The organism is Streptomyces sirii (assembly GCF_045690365.1).
Classification (GTDB): domain Bacteria; phylum Actinomycetota; class Actinomycetes; order Streptomycetales; family Streptomycetaceae; genus Streptomyces; species Streptomyces sirii.
The window spans coordinates 1,025,834-1,044,203 of the sequence record NZ_CP147982.1 but is presented as its reverse complement, the minus strand read 5'-3'; the positions used below and the strand labels follow the sequence as shown (position 1 = coordinate 1,044,203).

Below are 18,370 nucleotides of genomic sequence, written 5' to 3'. Positions count from 1 at the left end.
ACCAGTATGAGTATCTTTGAGAATTTCTGAGAATTACAGGCAGCCGCGTAAATAACTGCAAGGTCCCCTGTCCGGAAACGCGAGGGGTCACTCATATGAAAAACGCGGACGGTCACGCGTGCGGAAAAATATGTGAAAGGCAGGCGCAGTGATGGTGAGTCAGGAGCGAGGCGACATGAGTGGTGCGAGGATTGCCGAGGGGCCGGGGGAGCCTGTTGCGGTGATTGGGGTGGGGCTCCGTCTCCCGGGGGGGATCACCACGTTGGGCGGGCTGTGGGATGCCTTGGCCGCTGGCCAGGATCTTGTGACGTCGGTACCCGGCGACCGGTTCAGTACCGATGATTTCGTTGTCAGCGATGGTGCGGTGCGACCGGGTAAGGCGTATACCGGGGCGGCCGGCATTGTCGGGGACGTGTGGGGGTTCGACCCGGAGTATTTTGGTATTTCGCCAAAGGAGGCAGGCCAGATCGATCCGCAGCAACGACTGCTGCTGGAGTGCGCGGTGGAGGCCTTCGATGACGGGGGCGTGGATCCGCGGCTGCTGGCGGGTTCGGACGTGGCGGTCGTGATGGGGCTGACCGTTCAGGACTACTGGGGTCTGCTGCTGCGACGTCCCGGGGTGATGAATTCGTTCGCCCCCACCGGAACGGGGGCGTTCAGTGCGGCGAACCGCCTGTCGTACCTCTTTGATTTCCATGGACCGTCCCACACGGTGGACACGGCGTGTTCGTCGTCCTTGACGGCACTGCATCTGGCGGCTGAGACGGTCCGTTCGGGCCGTTGCGAGGCTGCGTTGGCCGGCGGGGTGAATCTGGTGCTCGGCCCGGGCGGGCACGTCATCTCCAGCCAGGCGTCGATGCTCTCCCCGACGGGGCGTTGTCACTCGTTTTCGCAGGACGGCGATGGCTTCGTCCGGTCGGAGGGCGCGGGGGTGGTGCTCTTGAAGACGTTGAGCCGTGCTCTGGCCGACGGTGACCGGGTGCACGCGGTGATCAGGTCTTCGGTGGTCAATTCCGACGGGCGGACTCTGGGGATGTCCATGCCGGGCGCGGATGCGCAGGCGGCGATGTTGGAGCGTGCGTACGCCGAGGCTGGTGTGCGCGCTGACCAGGTGTCGTACGTGGAGGCTCACGGGACCGGGACGGCTGCGGGCGACCCGACGGAGTGCGAGGCTCTGGGGCGGGTTCTGGGGCGGCGGCGCGGCGGGAAGTCGTTGCCGATCGGGTCGGTGAAGTCGAATTTGGGTCACCTGGAAGCGGCGGCCGGCATGGCGGGACTGTTCAAGGCCATGCTGGTCCTGCGCGAGCAGCGGGTGCCCGCCACCTTGCATGCGGAACCGTTGAACCAGGCGATCGATTTCGGCGGGCTGGGGCTGGACCCGGTGACGGCGATGAAGCCGCTGGACGGTGGGGCTGACGCGCGGCGTATCGCCGGGGTCAATTCGTTCGGTATCGGCGGCTCGAACGCGCACGTGGTGCTGGAGTTGCCGGATGCGCCGCCGGCCCCGGGCGTCATCGGGGACGGGGCCGAGGGGACTGAGGGCAGGCAGCCGGGTGTGGCCGTGCCGGTGGTGGTCACCGGCCGGACGGATGCGGCGTTGCGGGAGTCGGCGCTGGCGATGGCCTCCTACCTGGAAGGCCTTGACGATTCCGCCCTGGTGGATGTCGGGTTCACCACGGCGCGGCGTCGTGAGCGCCGTGAGTTGTGCACGGCCGTGCTGGCCTCCAGCGGCGCAGCGGCCGCGAAAGCACTGCGGGAGACGGCGGAAAAGGGCGCGTCGGACGAGGCGGCATCGGCCGTCAGCATGGCCCGGGGACGTGTCGGGTTCATTTTCAGCGGGAACGGTACCCAGTGGCCGAGGATGGGTGCGGAGTTGCTGGGGCAGGACGCTGCCTTCACCGCCGAGGTTCGGGCTGTCAGCCGCGAACTGGAACCGCTGCTGGGCTGGTCGGTCGAGGCGGAAATGGCGACGCCGGACACCGGGCGGTGGGCGCTGACAGAGGTGGCGCAGCCGATGCTGTTCGCCCTGCAGGCCGGATTGATCATGTCGCTGCGCGAGCGGGGGGTGCGACCGCACGGGGTCGCGGGTCATAGCGTCGGTGAGGTCGCGGCCGCCTACTGCGCCGGAATTCTGGATCGTTCCCAGGCATGTCGCGTGATCGCGCACCGTAGCCTCGCGCAGGCGCCCACCTTCGGGACCGGGCGGATGGCGGCGTTGGCGCTGTCGCCTGCGCAGGCTCAGCGGTTGCTCGATGAGATGGGGGCGAGCGACCGTGTGGTGATCGCGGCTGTGAACTCCGGCAATGACGTCACCCTGGCCGGGGACAGCCAGACATTGGAGGCTGTTGAGGGTCGCTGTGTTCGCGACAGTGTGTCCTTCCGGTTCCTGCGCTTGGACTACCCCTTCCACAGCCCGGCCATGGATGTTGTCCGCGGCCCGCTGCTGGACGGCCTCGGAGAGCTTGAGGCCGGCCAGGGCGAGATCCCGATGGTCTCCACCGTCACCGGCCGCGCGCTCGCAGATCACGAGATGGACGCCGACTACTGGTGGCGCAACGTGCGTGAACCGGTCCAGTTCGCCGCGGCGGTCGAGGCGCTCGTCGGTGAGGAGCATGGCTGTGACGTTCTGGTCGAAGTCGGCCCTCACCCGGCGCTCAGCGGCTACCTGCGCCGCATCGCCGTCGATGAGGGAGCGTCGGTGGAGGTGGCGTCGACGCTGACCCGGATCAGCGCCGGCCCACAAGCGCTGAACGGCACCGTGCTGCACGCGGTCGCGGCTGGGGCGCAGCTGGACTGGGATCGGTTCTTCCCCCAGGGCGGACGCGTCGTGGATGTCCCGGGCTACTCGTGGCAGCGCCAGCGCTACCAGTTGGGAGACCCCTCGTGGTGGTCCGACCACGAGATGGCGCCGGTGACGCAGCCGGTTCCGTCCAATCCGCTGCTGGGCCGGCGCCTGCTTGCGGCCGACCCGACGTGGGGGCGGGAGCAGAGCGCAGCCTGGATCGCTGATCACAAGGTCGGCGACGCTGTCCTCATGCCTGGCACGGGCTTTCTCGACATGGCGCTGTCGGCGGCCCGCGAGGTGTCCGGCGGACCCGTGGAATTGCTCGACATATCCCTGGCCAGGTCGCTGGTCCTGCCCAGCGACCCCGGATCGGCTCCGGTACGCACCACCACCACCGTCCGTCCCGATGGGACCTTCGTCGTCGCCGGGCACACTGGTGCGGATATTGAGGCCGTCCAGCACGTGAACGGGCGGTGGCGCGGCTTGGCCGATGTCAGGCCTGCCCCGGTCGACGTGGCTGCTCTCGCCGGCCGCATCAGCGAACCCGTGGACATGTCCGACCACTACCGGGCCTGCGCCGCGGTATCGCTCAACTACGGGCCGGCATTCCGTACGCTGGCAACGCTGACTGTCAAGGACAGCGAAGGGCTGGCGAGGCTTCATACAGATCAGTTCGCCGGCACTGAGCATCAGGCCCGTGTCGTTCTCCTCGACGGCTGCCTCCAAGCGATGCTGCCGCTGTCCGCTCACGTCGTCTCCGGCTCCGCGCAGCCTTACGTTCCGCACCTCCCGGTGTCGGTGGGGAGCGTCCGCGTCTGGGGTCCCCTGCCCGCCACCGTCATGGCGTACATGCGGCTGACGTCCGTTACTGAGACCGGGCTCATGGCTGACATCACCGTCTGTGACACCGGCGGAACAGTCCTGCTCGGCCTGGGGGACGTATACGCGCGGCGCATCGAGAACAGCGGTTCTCCTGCGCCCGAGCTCTACACCGAGGTACTCAGGGCACGCCCGCGGATGACCGCGCTGCCCGGCACCCCCTGTCCGCTCCCTGCGCCTTCGCGCGTCGTCGATGAGTGCGGCCCGGTCGTCACCCGGCTCGATGACGCGTTCCGGGACCATGGCTATGACGGCCACATGGAAAGGTCTCGGCAGCTGAGCGCGCACTACATGGCGGCTGCGGTGAGCAGCATCCTGGACTCCGCGGTGGCACGAGGTGCGATCAAGCTCGACGGACCGGTCGGTGGACAGGCTTTCAGCCTCGATGACCTGAAGAGCGCCGGCGTCAGGGAGAGCCTGTGCCCGTTGGTGGAGATGATGTTGGCGATTGCGGTCCGGTACGGGCTGCTGACCGCTCGTGCCGAGGGGGGCTGGTGCCAGAGCGGAACACCGGCGCCTGAGGAGCTTTTGCAGGACAGGCTGAACGAATTCCCAGAGCTCATCGTGATGTGGCAGGCCGCTGCGTGGGTCGGGCGCAGCCTGCCCAGCGTCCTCACTGGTGAGGTGGAGGGGCTGGAGGTGCTGTTCGGCGAATCCGGTCCGATCGCGGCGCAGGTGTACAACCATGATCCAGGGCTCACGTACCTGTCCGATGCCGCCGTGGCATACATCCGCGCCGCCCTGGCCGACTGGCCGGCTGATCGGCCATTGCGGATTCTGGAGATCGGCGCCGGCACCGGGGGCTTCACCGCTCGCATCCTGCCCCACCTGCCGCCCGAGCGCACGCATTACGTGTACACCGACGTCTCCTCGGCGTTCTTCCCCAAGGCCGAGGCTCGCTTCGCCGCCTTCAACTTCCTCGAGTACCACGCCCTCGACCTGAGCGCTGATCCCACCGAGCAAGGGTTCGTAGCGGGATCCTTCGATCTCGTCGTCGCGAGCAATGCCCTGCACACAACGACCGACATCACCCAGGGGCTGCGTAACGCCGCCACGCTCCTGGACGACAACGGTCAGCTCGTTGCCCTTGAACTGCACACCAATTCCTACGTCGCGACATTGTTCGGCATCCTGGACTCCTTCTGGGATTCCTCCGACACCGATCTGCGGCCGACCGGCGCGGCGCTGACCCGCGACCAGTGGGGGGCAGTGCTGGAGCAAGCGGGCTTTTCCGCCAGCGCATTCCTGAGCGCACAGCCGGAACAGGAGGGCATTCCTGCATCGGTCATCGCGGCGGTCCGCACCATGGGCACTGAACCCGGCAGCACGCCGCGGGACCAGGACGCAGACGGCGCAACTCCCCCGTGCCTGCTGATCGCTGAGAGCGGGGACAGCTCTGCCGACCGCCTGGGCGACTTCGTGGCAGCCGCCCTGACCGCCACGGGAACACGCGAGGTGGTGCTCTCGGATCTCCAGCCGCAGACGGACTGGGCGGCTCTGCTGCCGGCCGCGGGGCCGGTCGACATCGTCTTGATCGCCGACGACACCGAGCAGACGACAGTCGAGCAGACCACCGCGCGTGCTGCCCGTGCCTGCGCGCAGCTGAGTGCCTTGGCAACCGCCTGTGCGCAGGCCGGCGAAGATCTTCAGCCCACCCTGTGGCTGGTCGCGGGCACGACTGCCGACAGGCTGGACGCCCCGATGACACATACCGGCGCGGCCCTATGGGGCGCTACCCGCACTCTGGCCAACGAACAGCCGCTGCTCACCGTCCGCAGGATCCGTGTCGTCAGCGGGACTGCGGGGTCGGCACGGCAGACGGCCGGCCACGTCGCGTACGAGATCACCCACCCCGATACCGAAGACGAATGCGTGATCACTCCGCATGGGCGCTTCGCTGTGCGGGTGCAGGCGCTGCCGGAAACCCGGCAGACACGCGCCCACGGCGCCACTGAGCAGTTTGCGCTAGCCGTCCACGGCGAAGCCGGCACCCCCCACAAGCTTGTCTGGCAGGACAGCAGCGTCCCCGCCCCAGGGCCGGATGAGATCACCGTCCGCGTGCAGGCCGCGGCCCTCAATGGCCGTGACGCTCTCTTCGCCACGGGGCGCCTGCTCCCGCCCCGTGGTGCACGTCCGGGCGACGTGCACCTCGGCTGCGAAGGCGCGGGGATCGTGACCGCCGTCGGAGACGACGTCACCGGCATCCTCCCAGGAGACCGGGTTGCCGGGATCACGCAGGGCGGCTGGCTGGCCTCGCACATCAACCTGCGCGCCGACCGGGTGGTAAAGCTCCCCGAGCAGGTCACCTTCGCCGCGGCGGCAACCCTTCTCATAGCTCAGCTGACCACGCACCATGTCCTGGGACACCTGGCCGGTCTGGGGCCTGGCGACAGCGTTCTCATCCTGGGTGGATCTGACGGGACGGGCCTGGCGGCCATAGATTTCGCCCGGCGCGCCGGGAGCCGCGTCATCGTCGGCGCCCCCACGCCGGCTCTGCGCGCCTTGCTGGATCTTCCGGGGGTCGACCATGTGGTGGACTCGGGTGCTCCCGGCTTCGCCGCGGAGGTCCGGCAGGTTGCCCAAGGCGGCGTCGATGTCGTACTCAATCTCAGCTCTCTCACTGCGGACCTGCGCCAGCGTGCGCTGGACCTCCTGGCGCCAGGGGGGCATTTCTTCGACGTCGGACCGCTCGCCGCGCCGTCACCGACGCCGCTGCACATGCCGCCCCTGGACCGCGACGCCACCGTTCACGCCATCGATGTCGTCGGCTGGTTTGAGCAGCCTTCACTCACGGTGGATCGCTGCCTGCAGGACCTGCAGAAGGTAATCGACAGCGGCGAATGCCGCCCAGTGCCCCACATGGTCTACCCTGCCGACAAGATTTACGCAGCCATGGACGGCGTCCTGGCTGGTCAGGAGGCCGGGAAGACTGTCATCGTCCTGGACGACGGCGTCTGCCTCGATCGCGCCCCCGAGCAGCCAGTGCTGGATCCCACGGCAACCTATCTGGTCGTCGGAGGCCTTGACGGCTTCGGGGCCGAGACCGCCCGGCACCTGGTCCGCCGGGGAGCGCGTCACCTCACGCTCGTCAGCCGACGTGGCACCGCACGCAACCAAGACGCCGCCGCCCTGGTCAGCAGCTTGAGCGACCAGGGAGTCCAGGTGGACGCGCGCGCTGTCGACATCTCCGACCCGAAGACTGTCGACCAGCTCTTCCGTGACCTTGACGCAAGCGGACGCCGGCTCGCCGGTGTGGTCCACGCTGCCATGGTCCTCGATGACGACGAGGTCACCGACCTGTCCGTCGAGCGTTACCTGACCGTCCTGAACCCCAAACTCACCGGAGCGCTTCTCCTCGACTCCCACACCCGCGAACGCAACCTCGATTTCTTCGCCATGTACTCATCGTTCGCTGCGTTGCTGGGCAACAGGAGGCAAGCGTCGTACAGCGCCGCCAGCCTCACCCTGGAGAACATCGCGCGCCAGCGCAGGCACGACGGCCTGCCCGCCACCGTCCTGCAGTTGGGCGCCATCTCCGACGCCGGATACGTGCTCCGCACCGGAATCACCTCAGTGATGAGCGATTACGGCATCCTTCCCATGACCTCATCCCAAGCACTGGACCGCTTGGACATGCTGCTTCACCACCCGGACACCACGGTCACCGCGGTCGTCGCCGAATCCCGGGGCCGTGAGCAAGCGCTCATGGCCTTCCTCCCCGCTGTCACCGCACCCCGTACCGCCACGCTGGTCCATACGCCGGATGCCGGCGCCGACGACAGCCTCTTGCCGCGCCTGCGGGCCGCTGCCACCGCAGAGGAAGCCCGCCCGATACTGCTCGACGCCCTCACTTCCTGGCTGGCCTCCGGTCTCCACACCACACCCGATCGCGTCGACGTCAGCCGCCGCATCGATCAACTCGGCGCCGACTCCCTCACCGCCACCGAACTCATGGGCCACATTCGCCGCCACACCGGTTGCGCGATCCCCGCCCCCGAAGTCATGACCGCATCTCTCACCAGCATCGCCGCCACCGTCCTCCAGCACCTGCGCCCCGAGAGCCAGTCATAACAACCCCGCGTTAGTCATCCAGAAAGCGGATTCGGCAGTGAGGCAGGCCGAATCCGCTTTCTGGACAACCTCGTGGAAGCAGCCCCTACTCCTAGTGGCTACGAACGGGCAGATATCCCGGGAGAGAACAGATGCCGCTCACGACAGCCCTCGCTTTTCCACCATTCAGCAACCCTTACCCTCCGGGGATCCTGCACACGCTGGCTCACACGAACGCGAGCGTGGCCGATGCTCTTGAGATAACAGACCAGATGCTCGCGGAAATCGGCCAGCCACCCGTAACACGCAGACTCACCACCGGAGCTTCTGGGCCAGCCCCCAGCCTGGAAACGGAATACGTCCATAACCTGGTTGCGGCAACACTTGTCCCGTACTCCGTATACATGTCGCTAGATCTGAAAGTTCAGCCATCCATCCTTCTCGGGCATGGCGCAGGCTTCAATGTCGGAAGTGTAATCACCGACCTCATGTCCATGGCGGAAACAATCGATGTTCTCCTCACGGGCTTCATCGAAGCCAAAAGGCTTTCACTGCGGGGTGGAATGCTCGCCCTCGCCGCCAACCAGCAGACCGCTTGGGCGATGTGTCGGCAGATCTCAGAAGACGGCCTCCACGTCGGCATGATCAACACCTCGAATCAAACGGTTGTATGCGGCCGAGACGGCGACCTGGACCTACTGGAGAGTCACGCGGAACGCAAAGGAATCCCCTGTAGACGTCTCGCTGCCCTCCTCCCCATCCACACCCCGCTGTTTAAGCCGGCAGCCCTCCAGGCAATCCTCCGGCAAAAAGAACGAACCGTGCAGCCCGTACTACCCCCTCTTTACTTCACTACCGAATGCCGACCCATCATCGAATCTGACACAGTCAGAAACGCGTCACTCGCCATCTGGACCAAACCCGCGAACCTGATCGAATCCGTCGCGGACCTTCAAGAGAACTTCGGTATCAACCACTTCATCGAAGTCAACACCACCCCGACACTCGCACCAATGATCATCCAAAACGCGCACCCGGGCACACGAGTCGACGGCCCGCCACCCGGCATAACGGATGCCGCAGACGTTCTCCCATTCCTCAACGGCGCTTACTGACCTCGATCTCGCATGACGGCTCGTCAGTCTCTCTGGCGGGCCGTTTCTGCGTTCGTGCGGAGTGTTTTCCGGGTGGTGGGCATGGTGGTGGCCCGGCTGCACGATCAGCCGCATGCCCACCTTCGGCCAGCCGCTGAGGACATCGCCGGCGAGTTCGGCGACCCAGGCCCGGATGACTCCGTCGGGTTCGACCACCGGAGCCCAGTCCGAGACGGGCACCAGCAGTACCACCTGGTGGAACGCCTGCACTGCCGCCTGATCGCCTGCAGATGGACCGGTCCGCCCCGGCCCGATCACCCGGTCGCGGACCTTTCCCCCAGAGTCGACGCCGCACGTGTGAAGTGCCTCACCATCGCAACGGCTACGGAGCAACGAGCTGCTGTATCTCCATAGTTGATAGCCTACGGCTATCAAGATCAGTCCGAGATTAGATTGGATGGCGGCTTGCTCCGGGACATACAGTCCTGTACATGACCACCCAATCCGCATTAACGGCCCTGCCGCGTCCGGCTCCCCGGCAGGCGACGGTGCCCTCACGGCACCGCGTGGGCCCTCAGCGGCTCCGCCTCGGCCTCGCCGCCTGCGGCGACCCTGAGGTCCGCGACTCCGTACGGATCAGCTTCGGCCGCATGCGGCAGACGGTTGCCGAGACCACCGGGCTCGATCCCATGACGATCAAGGCGTTCCCGGACTTCGGGATGCTGCTCAACAACGGCGCCGCGCTCCCGGTCGCTGAGCTGGACGAGCCGTGGGCGGAGGGGGTCCGGACTCGCATCCGTCCCGGCCTGTTCGACCACATCCCGACCGGGACCAGCCGATGAGCACTACCCGGGAGCACTCCGAGGCGCGGCTGCTGGTCCCCTCCCTGGTGTTCATCGCCCTGGTCGTCGCGGCAGTCGCCAGCCTCGGGGCGCCGCTCATCACCAGCGTGGCGACCACGTTCCACGTCTCGCTCGACAGCGCGCAGTGGACGCTGACCATCGCGCTGCTGAGCGGCGCGGTCGCCACGCCCATCCTCGGCCGGCTCGGAGCCGGACCACACCGACGAGCCACGATTCTCGTCACGCTGGCGGTCGTCGTCGCTGGCAGTGCGCTCACCGTGCTACCGCTGCCGTTCGCGTGGCTGCTCGTCGGTAGGGCCGCACAAGGCGTCGGGCTCGGTCTGACGGCGCTGATGATGGGCGTGGCCCGCGACCATCTCCCCGAGGAGCGCAGCGCGGCCACCATCGCCCTGGTCTCGGTGGTCTCCATAATCGGGGTCGGTGTCGGCTACCCTCTCGCCGGCCTGCTCACCGAGTTCGGCGGGGTGCGCGCCGCCTATGGCCTCGGTCTGTTCGTCACCGCCATTGCCTTCCTGGCCGCCTGGCGCTCCATGCCCAGAGCTCCCGAAGGCCGCTCCGCCCACGTGGACATAGCGGGCGCGCTCCTTTTGGCGGGTGGACTGTTCCTCGTCCTGTTCCTTGCCGGCCAGAAAAGCCTATGGAGCCATCACCTCGCCGTGGCGGTGGTCCTCGCCGTCGTTGCCGTGCTCTTGCTCTGCGCCTGGACCGTCTCCGGGCTGCGCGGTAAGAAGCCCCTGGTCGATCTCCGGGCGCTACGGCACCCGGCGGTTGCCGGAGCGAACGTCGCCATGTTCGTCGGTGCGATCGGCATGTACATCCTGCTCACGCTCATCACCCGGTACGCGCAGACGCCGCACAGTGCCGGCTACGGCTACGGGCTCACCACCTTCGTCGCCGGGCTGGTCCTCATCCCGTTCTCTGTGCTGGGGTTCGTTGCCGGCAAGCTCACGCCTCGGATGCTCGAACGGATCGACGGCGCCATGCTCTTGGCCGGCAGCGCTGTCGTTATCGGTGGCGGGTTCGTCCTCTTTGCCACAGCCCGGTCGAACCTGGCCGAGCTGTTCGCAGCAATGAGTGTGCTGGGCTTCGGTGTTGGCAGCTTCTCGGCCGCTATGCCCGGCGTCATCCTGGCCTTCACCCCCAAAAGCGAGACGTCCAGTGCCATGAGCTTCAACTACGTCGTGCGCAGCGTCGGGTACTCGCTCGGCAGCGCCATCGGTGGCCTGGTCCTCGCCGCCGGCACCGACACCGGCCGTATCTTCCCGAACGACAGCGCATACACCACGGCGGCGTTGGTCGGCATCGCCGCGATGGCGATCACGACGATCACCAGCCTTGTCCTGGCCCGCCAACGCTCGCCCGAGGCCGAACCGACCGCCTCCCCGGCCGGCGCGCCGAGCCCGAGCCGGTCGAACCAATGACCCGCTCGCCGGAAGGCGCCAGCACGCTTAAGACCGAAAGGAACTACTACTCAGGTTGAACTCGCCTTTGAGCCTTCGGCCAAGGCCGTGAAGTTATGGGCTGATGGCTTCTGGCGAGGGGATGTCGATGCTGATGGTGGCTTTGTAGCCGCGTCGGTCGACGCGCAGGCGGCGGGCGGGCATGGGCTGGTCCAGGACTGCTCGTCCGATGGCTCCGAAACTTCGGAGATGCGTTGCCGTGGCTGCGGCTTCTTGCGTTCCCGCAGCCGGTCAGCCCTATCCGGTGGCCGGACCGTACGGTGACGGGAATTCCGTCGGGAGCCAATCGGTGGAGTTACGGGCCCGGGCCGTGAGATGGGCGACGTAGGCGTCGCGGACCTCCGCCGCGGTGGCGAATCCCGGTTCGTCGGTGAGCCACGCGTCGGGAATGGCGGAGACCACTTCGTGCAGCAGTCCCGTGGTGATGCGGGGGGCGAACTCGGCGTTGGCCGCGGCCATGTCGGGCTGTCGGGTGCCGAGCGCGTGGTGCCGGAAGTCGTACGCCTTCACGGTGGCGTCGGCCGCGGTGTCCCAGCGGTGGTGGAAGACGAGGGCGGCACCGTGGTCGATGAGCCACAGGCGCGGGCGCTGGTGGCCGGAGGGCGGCCAGGTCATGAGGTTGGGGCTGTGGGCCGTGCGGTCGACGTTCGCGGTGAACGCGTCCAGCCAGATGACCCTGGCCGCCTCCGCCGAATCGACCTCGACGGCGTCCGCGGCGTTGGGGGCGAAGTCGGCTGCTCCCGGTAGATAGTCCATGCCGAGATTGAGCCCTGCACTGGCGTGCAGCAGATCCTGGACTTCCTGGTGCGGTTCCTCGGCGGCGACCGCGGGGTCGAAGTCGACCAGCACCAACTCCGGTACCCGCAGCCCGAGTCGGCGGGCCAGCTCGCCGACGACGACCTCGGCGACGAGCGCCTTGCGCCCCTGCGCCGAGCCGGTGAACTTGACGACGTACGTCCCCAGATCGTCGGCCTCGACGACACCGGGGACCGAGCCCCCGCTCCGCAGCGGCGTCACGTACCGGACGGCCGTCACCCTGCGCAGTGCATCCGACGCCGTAGCCATGCCTTCCCGCCCCTCCTCCGCCATCGGGCCGACCAGGCCCGTCACAGCTAATGCTGAAGCGTACTGTAAAACTGCAGTGCATTATAGTTTTCACTTCGGGGGCGGCACTCTGCGCGCCCTCACGCGACGGACATGACGGATCGCTTCGATGGGAGAGGTGGACATGACGGCGACGCCGGATGTGCATGATGCGGCGGTGCGACGTGCCAACGGGGCGCTTTCGACGTACACGCTCTCGGGCGAGGGCTGGCGCCGCGGCCCCAGTGAGACCTTGCAGCACGTCCTTGCCGATCTGCTGCACTGGTGCGACGACACCCAGCGCGACTTCGACGCCGCCCTGGCGCGGGCGCGCGCCCGGCACGCCGAGGAAGCAGGGCGGGCGGCCGGCTGACGCGGGGTGCGCACGCACGTCGCCCGAGGTGCCGCCCGGGGCCGGGTGTCGGGCTCCGGCCCCGGGCGGCTGCGAACCGTGCGGGTCAGCTGGTCTTGAGAGGGGTCGACTGGTCTTGCCGGGGTCAGCTGGTCTTCTCGACACCCTTGAGGAAGCCCATGCTGGGCATGAAGAAGTATTCGCCTCCCTTCATGTGCACGGACTGCTTCAGGCTCAGCGGGACCTTCTTGTCGGAGCCGTACTTCGCGGGCCACTGCTGTTTGACCACCTTGCCCTGGCCGACCACGGGGTCCAGGCCGGTGGGCGGTTTCGGCTGGACGAATTCGGGGGCGTTGGCCCAGGCCGACTGCATGAACTCAAACTGGTGCTCGATGTTGCTCTGGACGCACAGGAAGAGCAGGCCGACCTTGCCCTTCTGCTCATAGCTGATGGCTCGGCGGGAAATGCGGTGGGTCCGCTCCTGTTTGAGCGTTCCGCCCAACTTGGTGGTGTCCCCGCGCGGGTTCGTCTTGCGGATGTGCGCCTGGAACGGGCACTTCAGCCCGTCGGTGTCGGTGCTGAAGTTGAAGTTGTTGGGAATCTCCCTGTCGGCGCCGTCGGGCGTCGCCTTCTCCGAGACCGGGAAACCGTCGGGGAAGCGTCCCACCAGGTAGGCGCCGGCCAGTTCGCGGTCGGCGTGGTTGGGCTCGGTCCGGTTGTCCTCCTTGGCCAGGACCTTGGCCAACTCGTGCCGGTCCTGGTTGAACTGGTCGACGTTCTGTTCGAGCTTGCGGTACACCAGGAATGATCCGTAGCCGGTCTTCGCATGCCCGCCGGGGTCCTTCGCCAGAGCGAGCTTGAGCGGCGCCCCGGGGTTCCACTGCTTGCTGCTCTTGGGGATGTCCTTGGCGAAGAACAGTGGGTCGCTCACGCCGTCGACAAAGCCGAAGTGCTCATGGACGGGGCCGTTCTTCCCGCGCCGCAGGGCCCGGCCGATCTCGGTGTTCACCACCTTGCCGCCCTTGAGGGAGTCCGTGATGGCCTTGGCCTCCGCCGCGACCTTTCCGGGGTCGTCGTCCGCGATGATGACGAGCGCGTGCAGCTCCGCCTTGAAGGGTGCCTCCCAGTCCTTCCTGGGAGGATCGGAGAGCCGGCTCACCGCGCCGGCTGCGCCTCCGCCGAAGATGCCGTCCGTCGGCTTCTTGCCGCTCAGGCCGAGGGCGTCGTACCCCTTGGCCGACAACATGACGTTGATGAAGATGCCGCTGGGCTTCTTGGGCAGTTCAACACTGAGATACGCCTCGGGGTCCTCCTCCTTCTTCGATTTCTCGAAGATTTCGGCGCGGACGCGGGAATCGTCCCACTGCTTCAGCGCGGAGGTCACCTTGGTCTTGCTCAATTGGGCGAGCCAGGCCTTGGCTTCCTTCGCCTTTGTCGTGTCGAATGTGATGAAGAGGTGTCGGCTGTGGTCCCGGCCGTGGCTCTTCAGGATGTTTCCCTGAATATCGCCGAGGAGGGCCTTCTCCTCGGCGGTGAGTTTTCCCTTCGGATCGCTGGGGCCGATACCGGATTCCTTGTCGAAGTCGACGTCCATCGGTTGCTCCTTTCGTGCGGGTTGAGGAAGAGCGGCAACGCCGCGCCTTCCGCATTCCCGGTCGGGAGCTGCAGGCCACGGCGGGGACCTGGAGATCCCCCGTACGTCCGTGCGATTCATCCATATGGCCACGTCATATGACACACGCTGAGGCCGCACAGCGCGCGTATGTCGAGGGGCTGCATCTGCACCCTCGTTCAACGTCACCGCGCGGCTCGTCAAGAGCGTCCGAGAGCACCACCCCGAGCTGAAGCCGCCCTTCAAGTCGTAGGCGGACGCCGGCTCACCCGGGCGGCGTGGTCCGAGCACCCTCCGCATCGCCCGGGCCGCTGCCGATGAGCAGGGCGATCAGTCGCTCCGCCGGTTCGCGGGGGTGCGGGGCGTCGGCCCAGCCGGTCATCAGCAGGTGGTGGAGGGTGCCGACGAGAGCGAGTGCGACGGTCGCGGTGTCGGTGCCGTCCGCGAGGCGCCCCAGCCGCCGTTCGGCGTCCAGGTAGGCGGTGATCGCGTCCTGCATCGCCGTGAAGCCCGGCGCACCGGCCTCCAGTGCCCGGCGGATCCGGAGAGCGGCGCCGGAGCGCGTCATGGCCAGGCCGATGACCGCGGGTTCCAGGGAGCCCAGCAGGGCGAGCGCGACGGTGACGAGGTTGCCGGCCACGGTTGCCCGACCGGCTCGCCCGGGGAGTTCCGCGGCCTCTCGCGCGGTGCGCGCGAGCCGGTCCAGGGCCAGCTCGGCGACGAACTCGTCCAGGCCGTCGAAGTGCGCGTGCAGCAGCCCCTTGGCGCAGCCCGCCTCGGTGGTGATCGCCCGGCTGGTGAGGGCGGCCGGGCCTTCGCGGGACAGGACGCGCTCCGCGGCGGCGAACAGCCGCTCGCGGGGGTCGGGGATCGCTACCCCGCGTGGTGACATGGAGCCTCTCCTGATGTGAGCTCGCGGCGAACTCCCCGACAAGCAAAGGGGATTGCGAGTATGGGCAAGCGCCCATACTGTTTGGGCGAGCGCCCATTCTAGGTCGCGACAGATGTCGGAGCCAGCAGGAGGTCACGGATGCAACACCTCGTCAACACCGATCAGGCGCAGGCATGGAACGGCTACGAGGGCAGCCACTGGGCCCGCAACCAGGACCGCTGGGACGCCGTGAACGGCGGCTTCAACGCGCCCCTGCTCGCCGCCGCCGCCCTCACCGACCGCGACCGCGTCCTGGACATCGGCTGCGGAGCGGGGAGTACGACCCGGCTCGCCGCACGCCGGTCCGCCCGCGGCCGGGCCCTGGGCCTGGACCTCTCCGCCCCGATGCTGGAGCAGGCACGCCGGACCGCGGAGCGCGAAGACCTGGGCAACGTGACCTTCGAGCAGGCGGACGCGCAGGCCCACCCCTTCGAGGCCGGCGCGTTCGACGTCATGATCAGCCGCTTCGGAGTGATGTTCTTCGCCGACCCCGTCGCCGCCTTCGCCAACATCGGACGGGCCCTGCGCCCGGGCGGCCGCACGGCCTTCGTCTGCGCGACGCGCGTCGAAGCCAACGAGTGGCTGCGGGCCTTCTCCACACTGCGCGACATCCTGCCCATGGAGGGCTTCGGCGCGCCGGGAGGTCCGGGCATGTTCTCCCTGGCGGACCCGGACCTGGTGCGCGAGGTGTTGTCGGCCGCCGGATTCCAGGACATCGAGGTGGCCGAGGTCGAGGCCTACGGGACGTGGGGGCGGGACGCCGCCGACGCGGCCGCCCTGCTGCTGGAATCCGGCCCCGGACGCTATCTGACCAGCCAGGTCGGACCGGAGGAGCAGGAGCGCGCACGCCAGAGGCTGATCGACGTCCTGCGCCCCCACGAGGACGACGGCGCGGTACGGCTGAGCAGCACCGCCCTGCTGGTCACGGCCCACCGTCCCCAGTAGCCGGGCCGCCCGCCGGCAGGGGACCGGCAGCTCCGGCGGGCCGGTGGACGCGGCCGCTGAGCAGACTCCCCGCGCCGGGCACGAACGTCGGCAGGTCCAGTGCGGCCAGGATGCGGTACGCCGTGGCGGTGGCCGCCGAGAGCACCGGCAGGCCCGCCGCGTCCTCGACCGGCTGGATCGAAGCGAGCGACGGCATCTGGACGCAGGCGGAGAGGACCAGCGCGTCGGCGCGGGAGAGGTCCAGGCGCCGCCAGTGCGTGCGCAGGTCGTCGGGGTCGAGGCGGGCCACCGCCAGGTTGTCCGGCACCTCCAGGCTGAGCGCGTCCACCACCTCGGTGCCCGCGTCCTCGATGTACTCCGCGACCAGGCGGGTCAGCGGCTTCATGTACGGCGTGATGATCGCGACCCGCCGCGCCCCCAGGGCCTTGATGCCGTCGAGCAGCGCCCCCGCGCTGGAGACCACGGGGGCCGGGGCGCCCTGGTCGCGCAGCACGGTGGTGATCTCGTCCTCCGCGGCGCAGTGGTGCCCCGGGCCCTGCGCCATGATCGCCACGAGGCAGGCCGTGGCCACCACGTCGGGCCGCGCGTCGGCGAGTTCCAGCGCGGCCCGTCCGGTCTGCGCGTTCATGGCGCGCAGTTGCTCGGGCGTGACGTGCCGCATCCGCATCCGGCTGCTGTGGAAGACGAACCGGTCCTCGGGAAGGACGGACTCCCGCGCATGCAGCATGCGCGGCAGCTCCGTTTCCATGGTGAGGTTCGAGCTGGGCACGATCAGGCCGATGTGGTGGTCGGGGCGGGGCACGGCATCCTCCGGGTGTCCGGTGTGCAAAGGGTCGTTGACGAGCGGGACCGGGACCCGTGGCGTGCCGCGGCGCGCGGCTACAGGTCCTCGGGGAGCTGCTCCCAGTGGTCGGCGAGCGAGGTGAGCAGCTGCACGATCTCTTCGCGGCGCTCGGTACCGAACGGCTCCAGGAGCCGCTGGTCGAGCTGCCGCGCACGGCTGTTGGCGTCGTCGAGGGTCGCTCTGCCCTCCTCGGTCAGATAGAGCAGCTTGCGTCGGCCGTCGTCGGCGGCCGTCTTGCGGACGATCAGGCCCCGGTTCTCCAGCCGCCGGGCGACGTCCGCCATCGTCGAGGTGTCCAGGGCCACCGCCGACGCCATCGACCGCTGATCGTGCCCCGGCGCCGCGTCCACGGTCTGCAGTACCGCGAACTGCGGCCCGGTGAGTGTCGGGTCCACCGCGCGGATCCAGACCGCGAGATACGCCTGGTAGAGGCGCCGGACCTGGTAGCCGGGCGCGGTCGTCAGGGCGGCCGGAGGCCGGGGCGGGGTGGAGGTCGAGGGTGCGGTTTCGTCTGCCATGGGCTCACTTAAGCATGGCTCCGCGACGGTTCGGCAGCCGGAACGGGACGGTCCGGGAACCGGTCCGCGGACGGGGTGTCAGGTCAGCATCGGGCCCAAGGCCTCGCGCAGCGCCGCGAGCGCGGCCGGCGGGTTGTCCCAGAACAACATGTGCCCGGCGTCCGGAATCTCCACGAGCGCGGCGGACGGGTGCAGCCCCGCCGCCTCCTGCGCGCCCTCGGCGGTGACGACGGGGCTCTCGGCGCCGTACAGCAGCGCCGTGGGGCCCGGCACATCGGGCCACCAGTGGAAGAAGTCCTCGTGCGCGAAACCGCGATGGGTGGCCATGACGGCCTCCCGCCCGCAGCTGGCCAGCCAGCGGGCCCGCAGTTCCTGCTCCCGCCGCGGCCAGCGCGGCCACGACTCGGCCACCTCGTCCGCGTCCGTGCCGCGTACGGCCTGCGCCAACTGGTCCAGGAACGCCGTCAGCGCGGTCGGGTAGGACCCGCGCCCCGGTCCGCTCATCGGCGGGTCGCCCAGCACCGTGCCCCGCAGCGCGACCTTGCCGCGCACCGCCGTCACGGCCGCGATCCGCGCGCCCATGGAGTGCCCGAACAGCACCGGACGGTCCAGTCCGAGCCCGGTGACGACGGCTTCGGTGTCCTCGGCGTACGCGTCGAGGTCGTAGCGGCCGCCGTCGTCGGACAGCCCGCGGCCGCGGACGTCGAGGACCAACGGGCGGACCAGATCGGTCAGTTCACGGACGACGAAATCCATCGTGATCGCGGGGCTGGTGATGCCGGGCAGGACGACGAACGGGACGCCGGGGCCGCCGTAGTCCAGCACGTGCAGACGGGTGCCGCCCGAGCGCACCCAACGGCTCGTGGCGGGCACGTCGGCGAGATCGGCGAGCGCGGACTGCGGCAGACAGCGGGCGGGCGGGTTCGGCGGCACGGGAACCTCCAGTGGCGGATG

General features: G+C 68.5%; 12 protein-coding genes. 6 read left to right on the top strand and 6 right to left on the bottom strand.

What is annotated here, in order from left to right; genetic code table 11:
* The first annotated feature begins 175 nt into the window (after positions 1–175).
* The 4 genes from WAB15_RS04930 to WAB15_RS04915 all read left to right on the top strand — a co-directional run bounded on the left by WAB15_RS04930 (position 176) and on the right by WAB15_RS04915 (position 11,092).
* Positions 176–7,735, top strand: a complete 7,560-nt coding sequence (locus tag WAB15_RS04930; protein WP_407285458.1) for an SDR family NAD(P)-dependent oxidoreductase — start codon at positions 176–178, stop codon at positions 7,733–7,735.
* Between the two features lie 131 nt (positions 7,736–7,866).
* Positions 7,867–8,829: a hypothetical protein gene (locus WAB15_RS04925; protein WP_399144601.1), complete on the top strand. Its 963-nt coding sequence runs from the start codon at positions 7,867–7,869 to the stop codon at positions 8,827–8,829.
* A gap of 470 nt (positions 8,830–9,299) precedes the next feature.
* Complete coding sequence (locus WAB15_RS04920; RefSeq protein WP_407285457.1) at positions 9,300–9,650, top strand: hypothetical protein; 351 nt, start codon at positions 9,300–9,302, stop codon at positions 9,648–9,650.
* Entirely contained in the window at positions 9,647–11,092 is a 1,446-nt protein-coding gene (locus WAB15_RS04915; RefSeq protein ID WP_407285456.1) for an MFS transporter, read from the top strand. The genes WAB15_RS04920 and WAB15_RS04915 overlap by 4 nt, the downstream gene beginning before the upstream one ends.
* Positions 11,093–11,368: 276 nt before the next feature.
* Here WAB15_RS04915 and WAB15_RS04910 read toward each other — a convergent pair whose 3' ends face one another.
* Positions 11,369–12,196: a HipA family kinase gene (locus tag WAB15_RS04910; RefSeq protein ID WP_399144604.1), complete on the bottom strand. Its 828-nt coding sequence runs from the start codon at positions 12,194–12,196 to the stop codon at positions 11,369–11,371.
* Between the two features lie 196 nt (positions 12,197–12,392).
* Between WAB15_RS04910 and WAB15_RS04905 the strand changes: the two genes are divergently transcribed.
* A complete protein-coding gene (locus tag WAB15_RS04905) occupies positions 12,393–12,587 on the top strand; it encodes a hypothetical protein (RefSeq protein ID WP_407285455.1) in 195 nt (64 codons plus the stop codon).
* Positions 12,588–12,711: 124 nt separating this feature from the next.
* On the opposite strand, the gene WAB15_RS04900 is transcribed toward WAB15_RS04905, so the two are convergent.
* A complete protein-coding gene (locus WAB15_RS04900; protein ID WP_407285454.1) occupies positions 12,712–14,160 on the bottom strand; it encodes a Dyp-type peroxidase in 1,449 nt (482 codons plus the stop codon).
* Positions 14,161–14,443: 283 nt separating this feature from the next.
* The gene (locus WAB15_RS04895; RefSeq protein ID WP_407285453.1) at positions 14,444–15,070 is read right to left on the bottom strand and encodes a TetR family transcriptional regulator; all 627 of its coding nucleotides are present in this window, start codon (positions 15,068–15,070) and stop codon (positions 14,444–14,446) included.
* A 138-nt stretch (positions 15,071–15,208) separates the two neighbouring features.
* Here WAB15_RS04895 and WAB15_RS04890 point away from each other — a divergent pair, with 138 nt between their 5' ends.
* Positions 15,209–16,054 carry a class I SAM-dependent methyltransferase gene (locus tag WAB15_RS04890; RefSeq protein WP_407285452.1) on the top strand — a complete coding sequence of 282 codons (846 nt, stop codon included), beginning with the start codon at positions 15,209–15,211 and terminating at the stop codon, positions 16,052–16,054.
* Here the strand turns inward: WAB15_RS04890 and WAB15_RS04885 are convergent.
* The 3 genes from WAB15_RS04885 to WAB15_RS04875 form a co-directional block, all read right to left on the bottom strand.
* Positions 16,032–16,856, bottom strand: a complete 825-nt coding sequence (locus tag WAB15_RS04885) for an aspartate/glutamate racemase family protein (RefSeq protein ID WP_407285451.1) — start codon at positions 16,854–16,856, stop codon at positions 16,032–16,034. The two genes, WAB15_RS04890 and WAB15_RS04885, sit on opposite strands and share 23 nt — an antisense overlap.
* A 77-nt stretch (positions 16,857–16,933) precedes the next feature.
* Positions 16,934–17,416 carry a MarR family winged helix-turn-helix transcriptional regulator gene (locus WAB15_RS04880; protein ID WP_399144611.1) on the bottom strand — a complete coding sequence of 161 codons (483 nt, stop codon included), beginning with the start codon at positions 17,414–17,416 and terminating at the stop codon, positions 16,934–16,936.
* Positions 17,417–17,494: 78 nt separating this feature from the next.
* Positions 17,495–18,349, bottom strand: coding sequence for an alpha/beta fold hydrolase (locus tag WAB15_RS04875; protein ID WP_407285450.1), 855 nt, complete (start codon positions 18,347–18,349; stop codon positions 17,495–17,497).
* Between the last annotated feature and the right edge of the window lie 21 nt (positions 18,350–18,370).

Coding starts and splice junctions, on each gene's coding strand:
- WAB15_RS04930 (WP_407285458.1), top strand. CDS start 176: ATGAGTGGTGCGAGGATTGCCGAGGGGCCGGGGGAGCCTGTTGCGGTG.
- WAB15_RS04925 (WP_399144601.1), top strand. CDS start 7,867: ATGCCGCTCACGACAGCCCTCGCTTTTCCACCATTCAGCAACCCTTAC.
- WAB15_RS04920 (WP_407285457.1), top strand. CDS start 9,300: ATGACCACCCAATCCGCATTAACGGCCCTGCCGCGTCCGGCTCCCCGG.
- WAB15_RS04915 (WP_407285456.1), top strand. CDS start 9,647: ATGAGCACTACCCGGGAGCACTCCGAGGCGCGGCTGCTGGTCCCCTCC.
- WAB15_RS04910 (WP_399144604.1), bottom strand. CDS start 12,196: ATGGCTACGGCGTCGGATGCACTGCGCAGGGTGACGGCCGTCCGGTAC.
- WAB15_RS04900 (WP_407285454.1), bottom strand. CDS start 14,160: ATGGACGTCGACTTCGACAAGGAATCCGGTATCGGCCCCAGCGATCCG.
- WAB15_RS04895 (WP_407285453.1), bottom strand. CDS start 15,070: ATGTCACCACGCGGGGTAGCGATCCCCGACCCCCGCGAGCGGCTGTTC.
- WAB15_RS04890 (WP_407285452.1), top strand. CDS start 15,209: ATGCAACACCTCGTCAACACCGATCAGGCGCAGGCATGGAACGGCTAC.
- WAB15_RS04880 (WP_399144611.1), bottom strand. CDS start 17,416: ATGGCAGACGAAACCGCACCCTCGACCTCCACCCCGCCCCGGCCTCCG.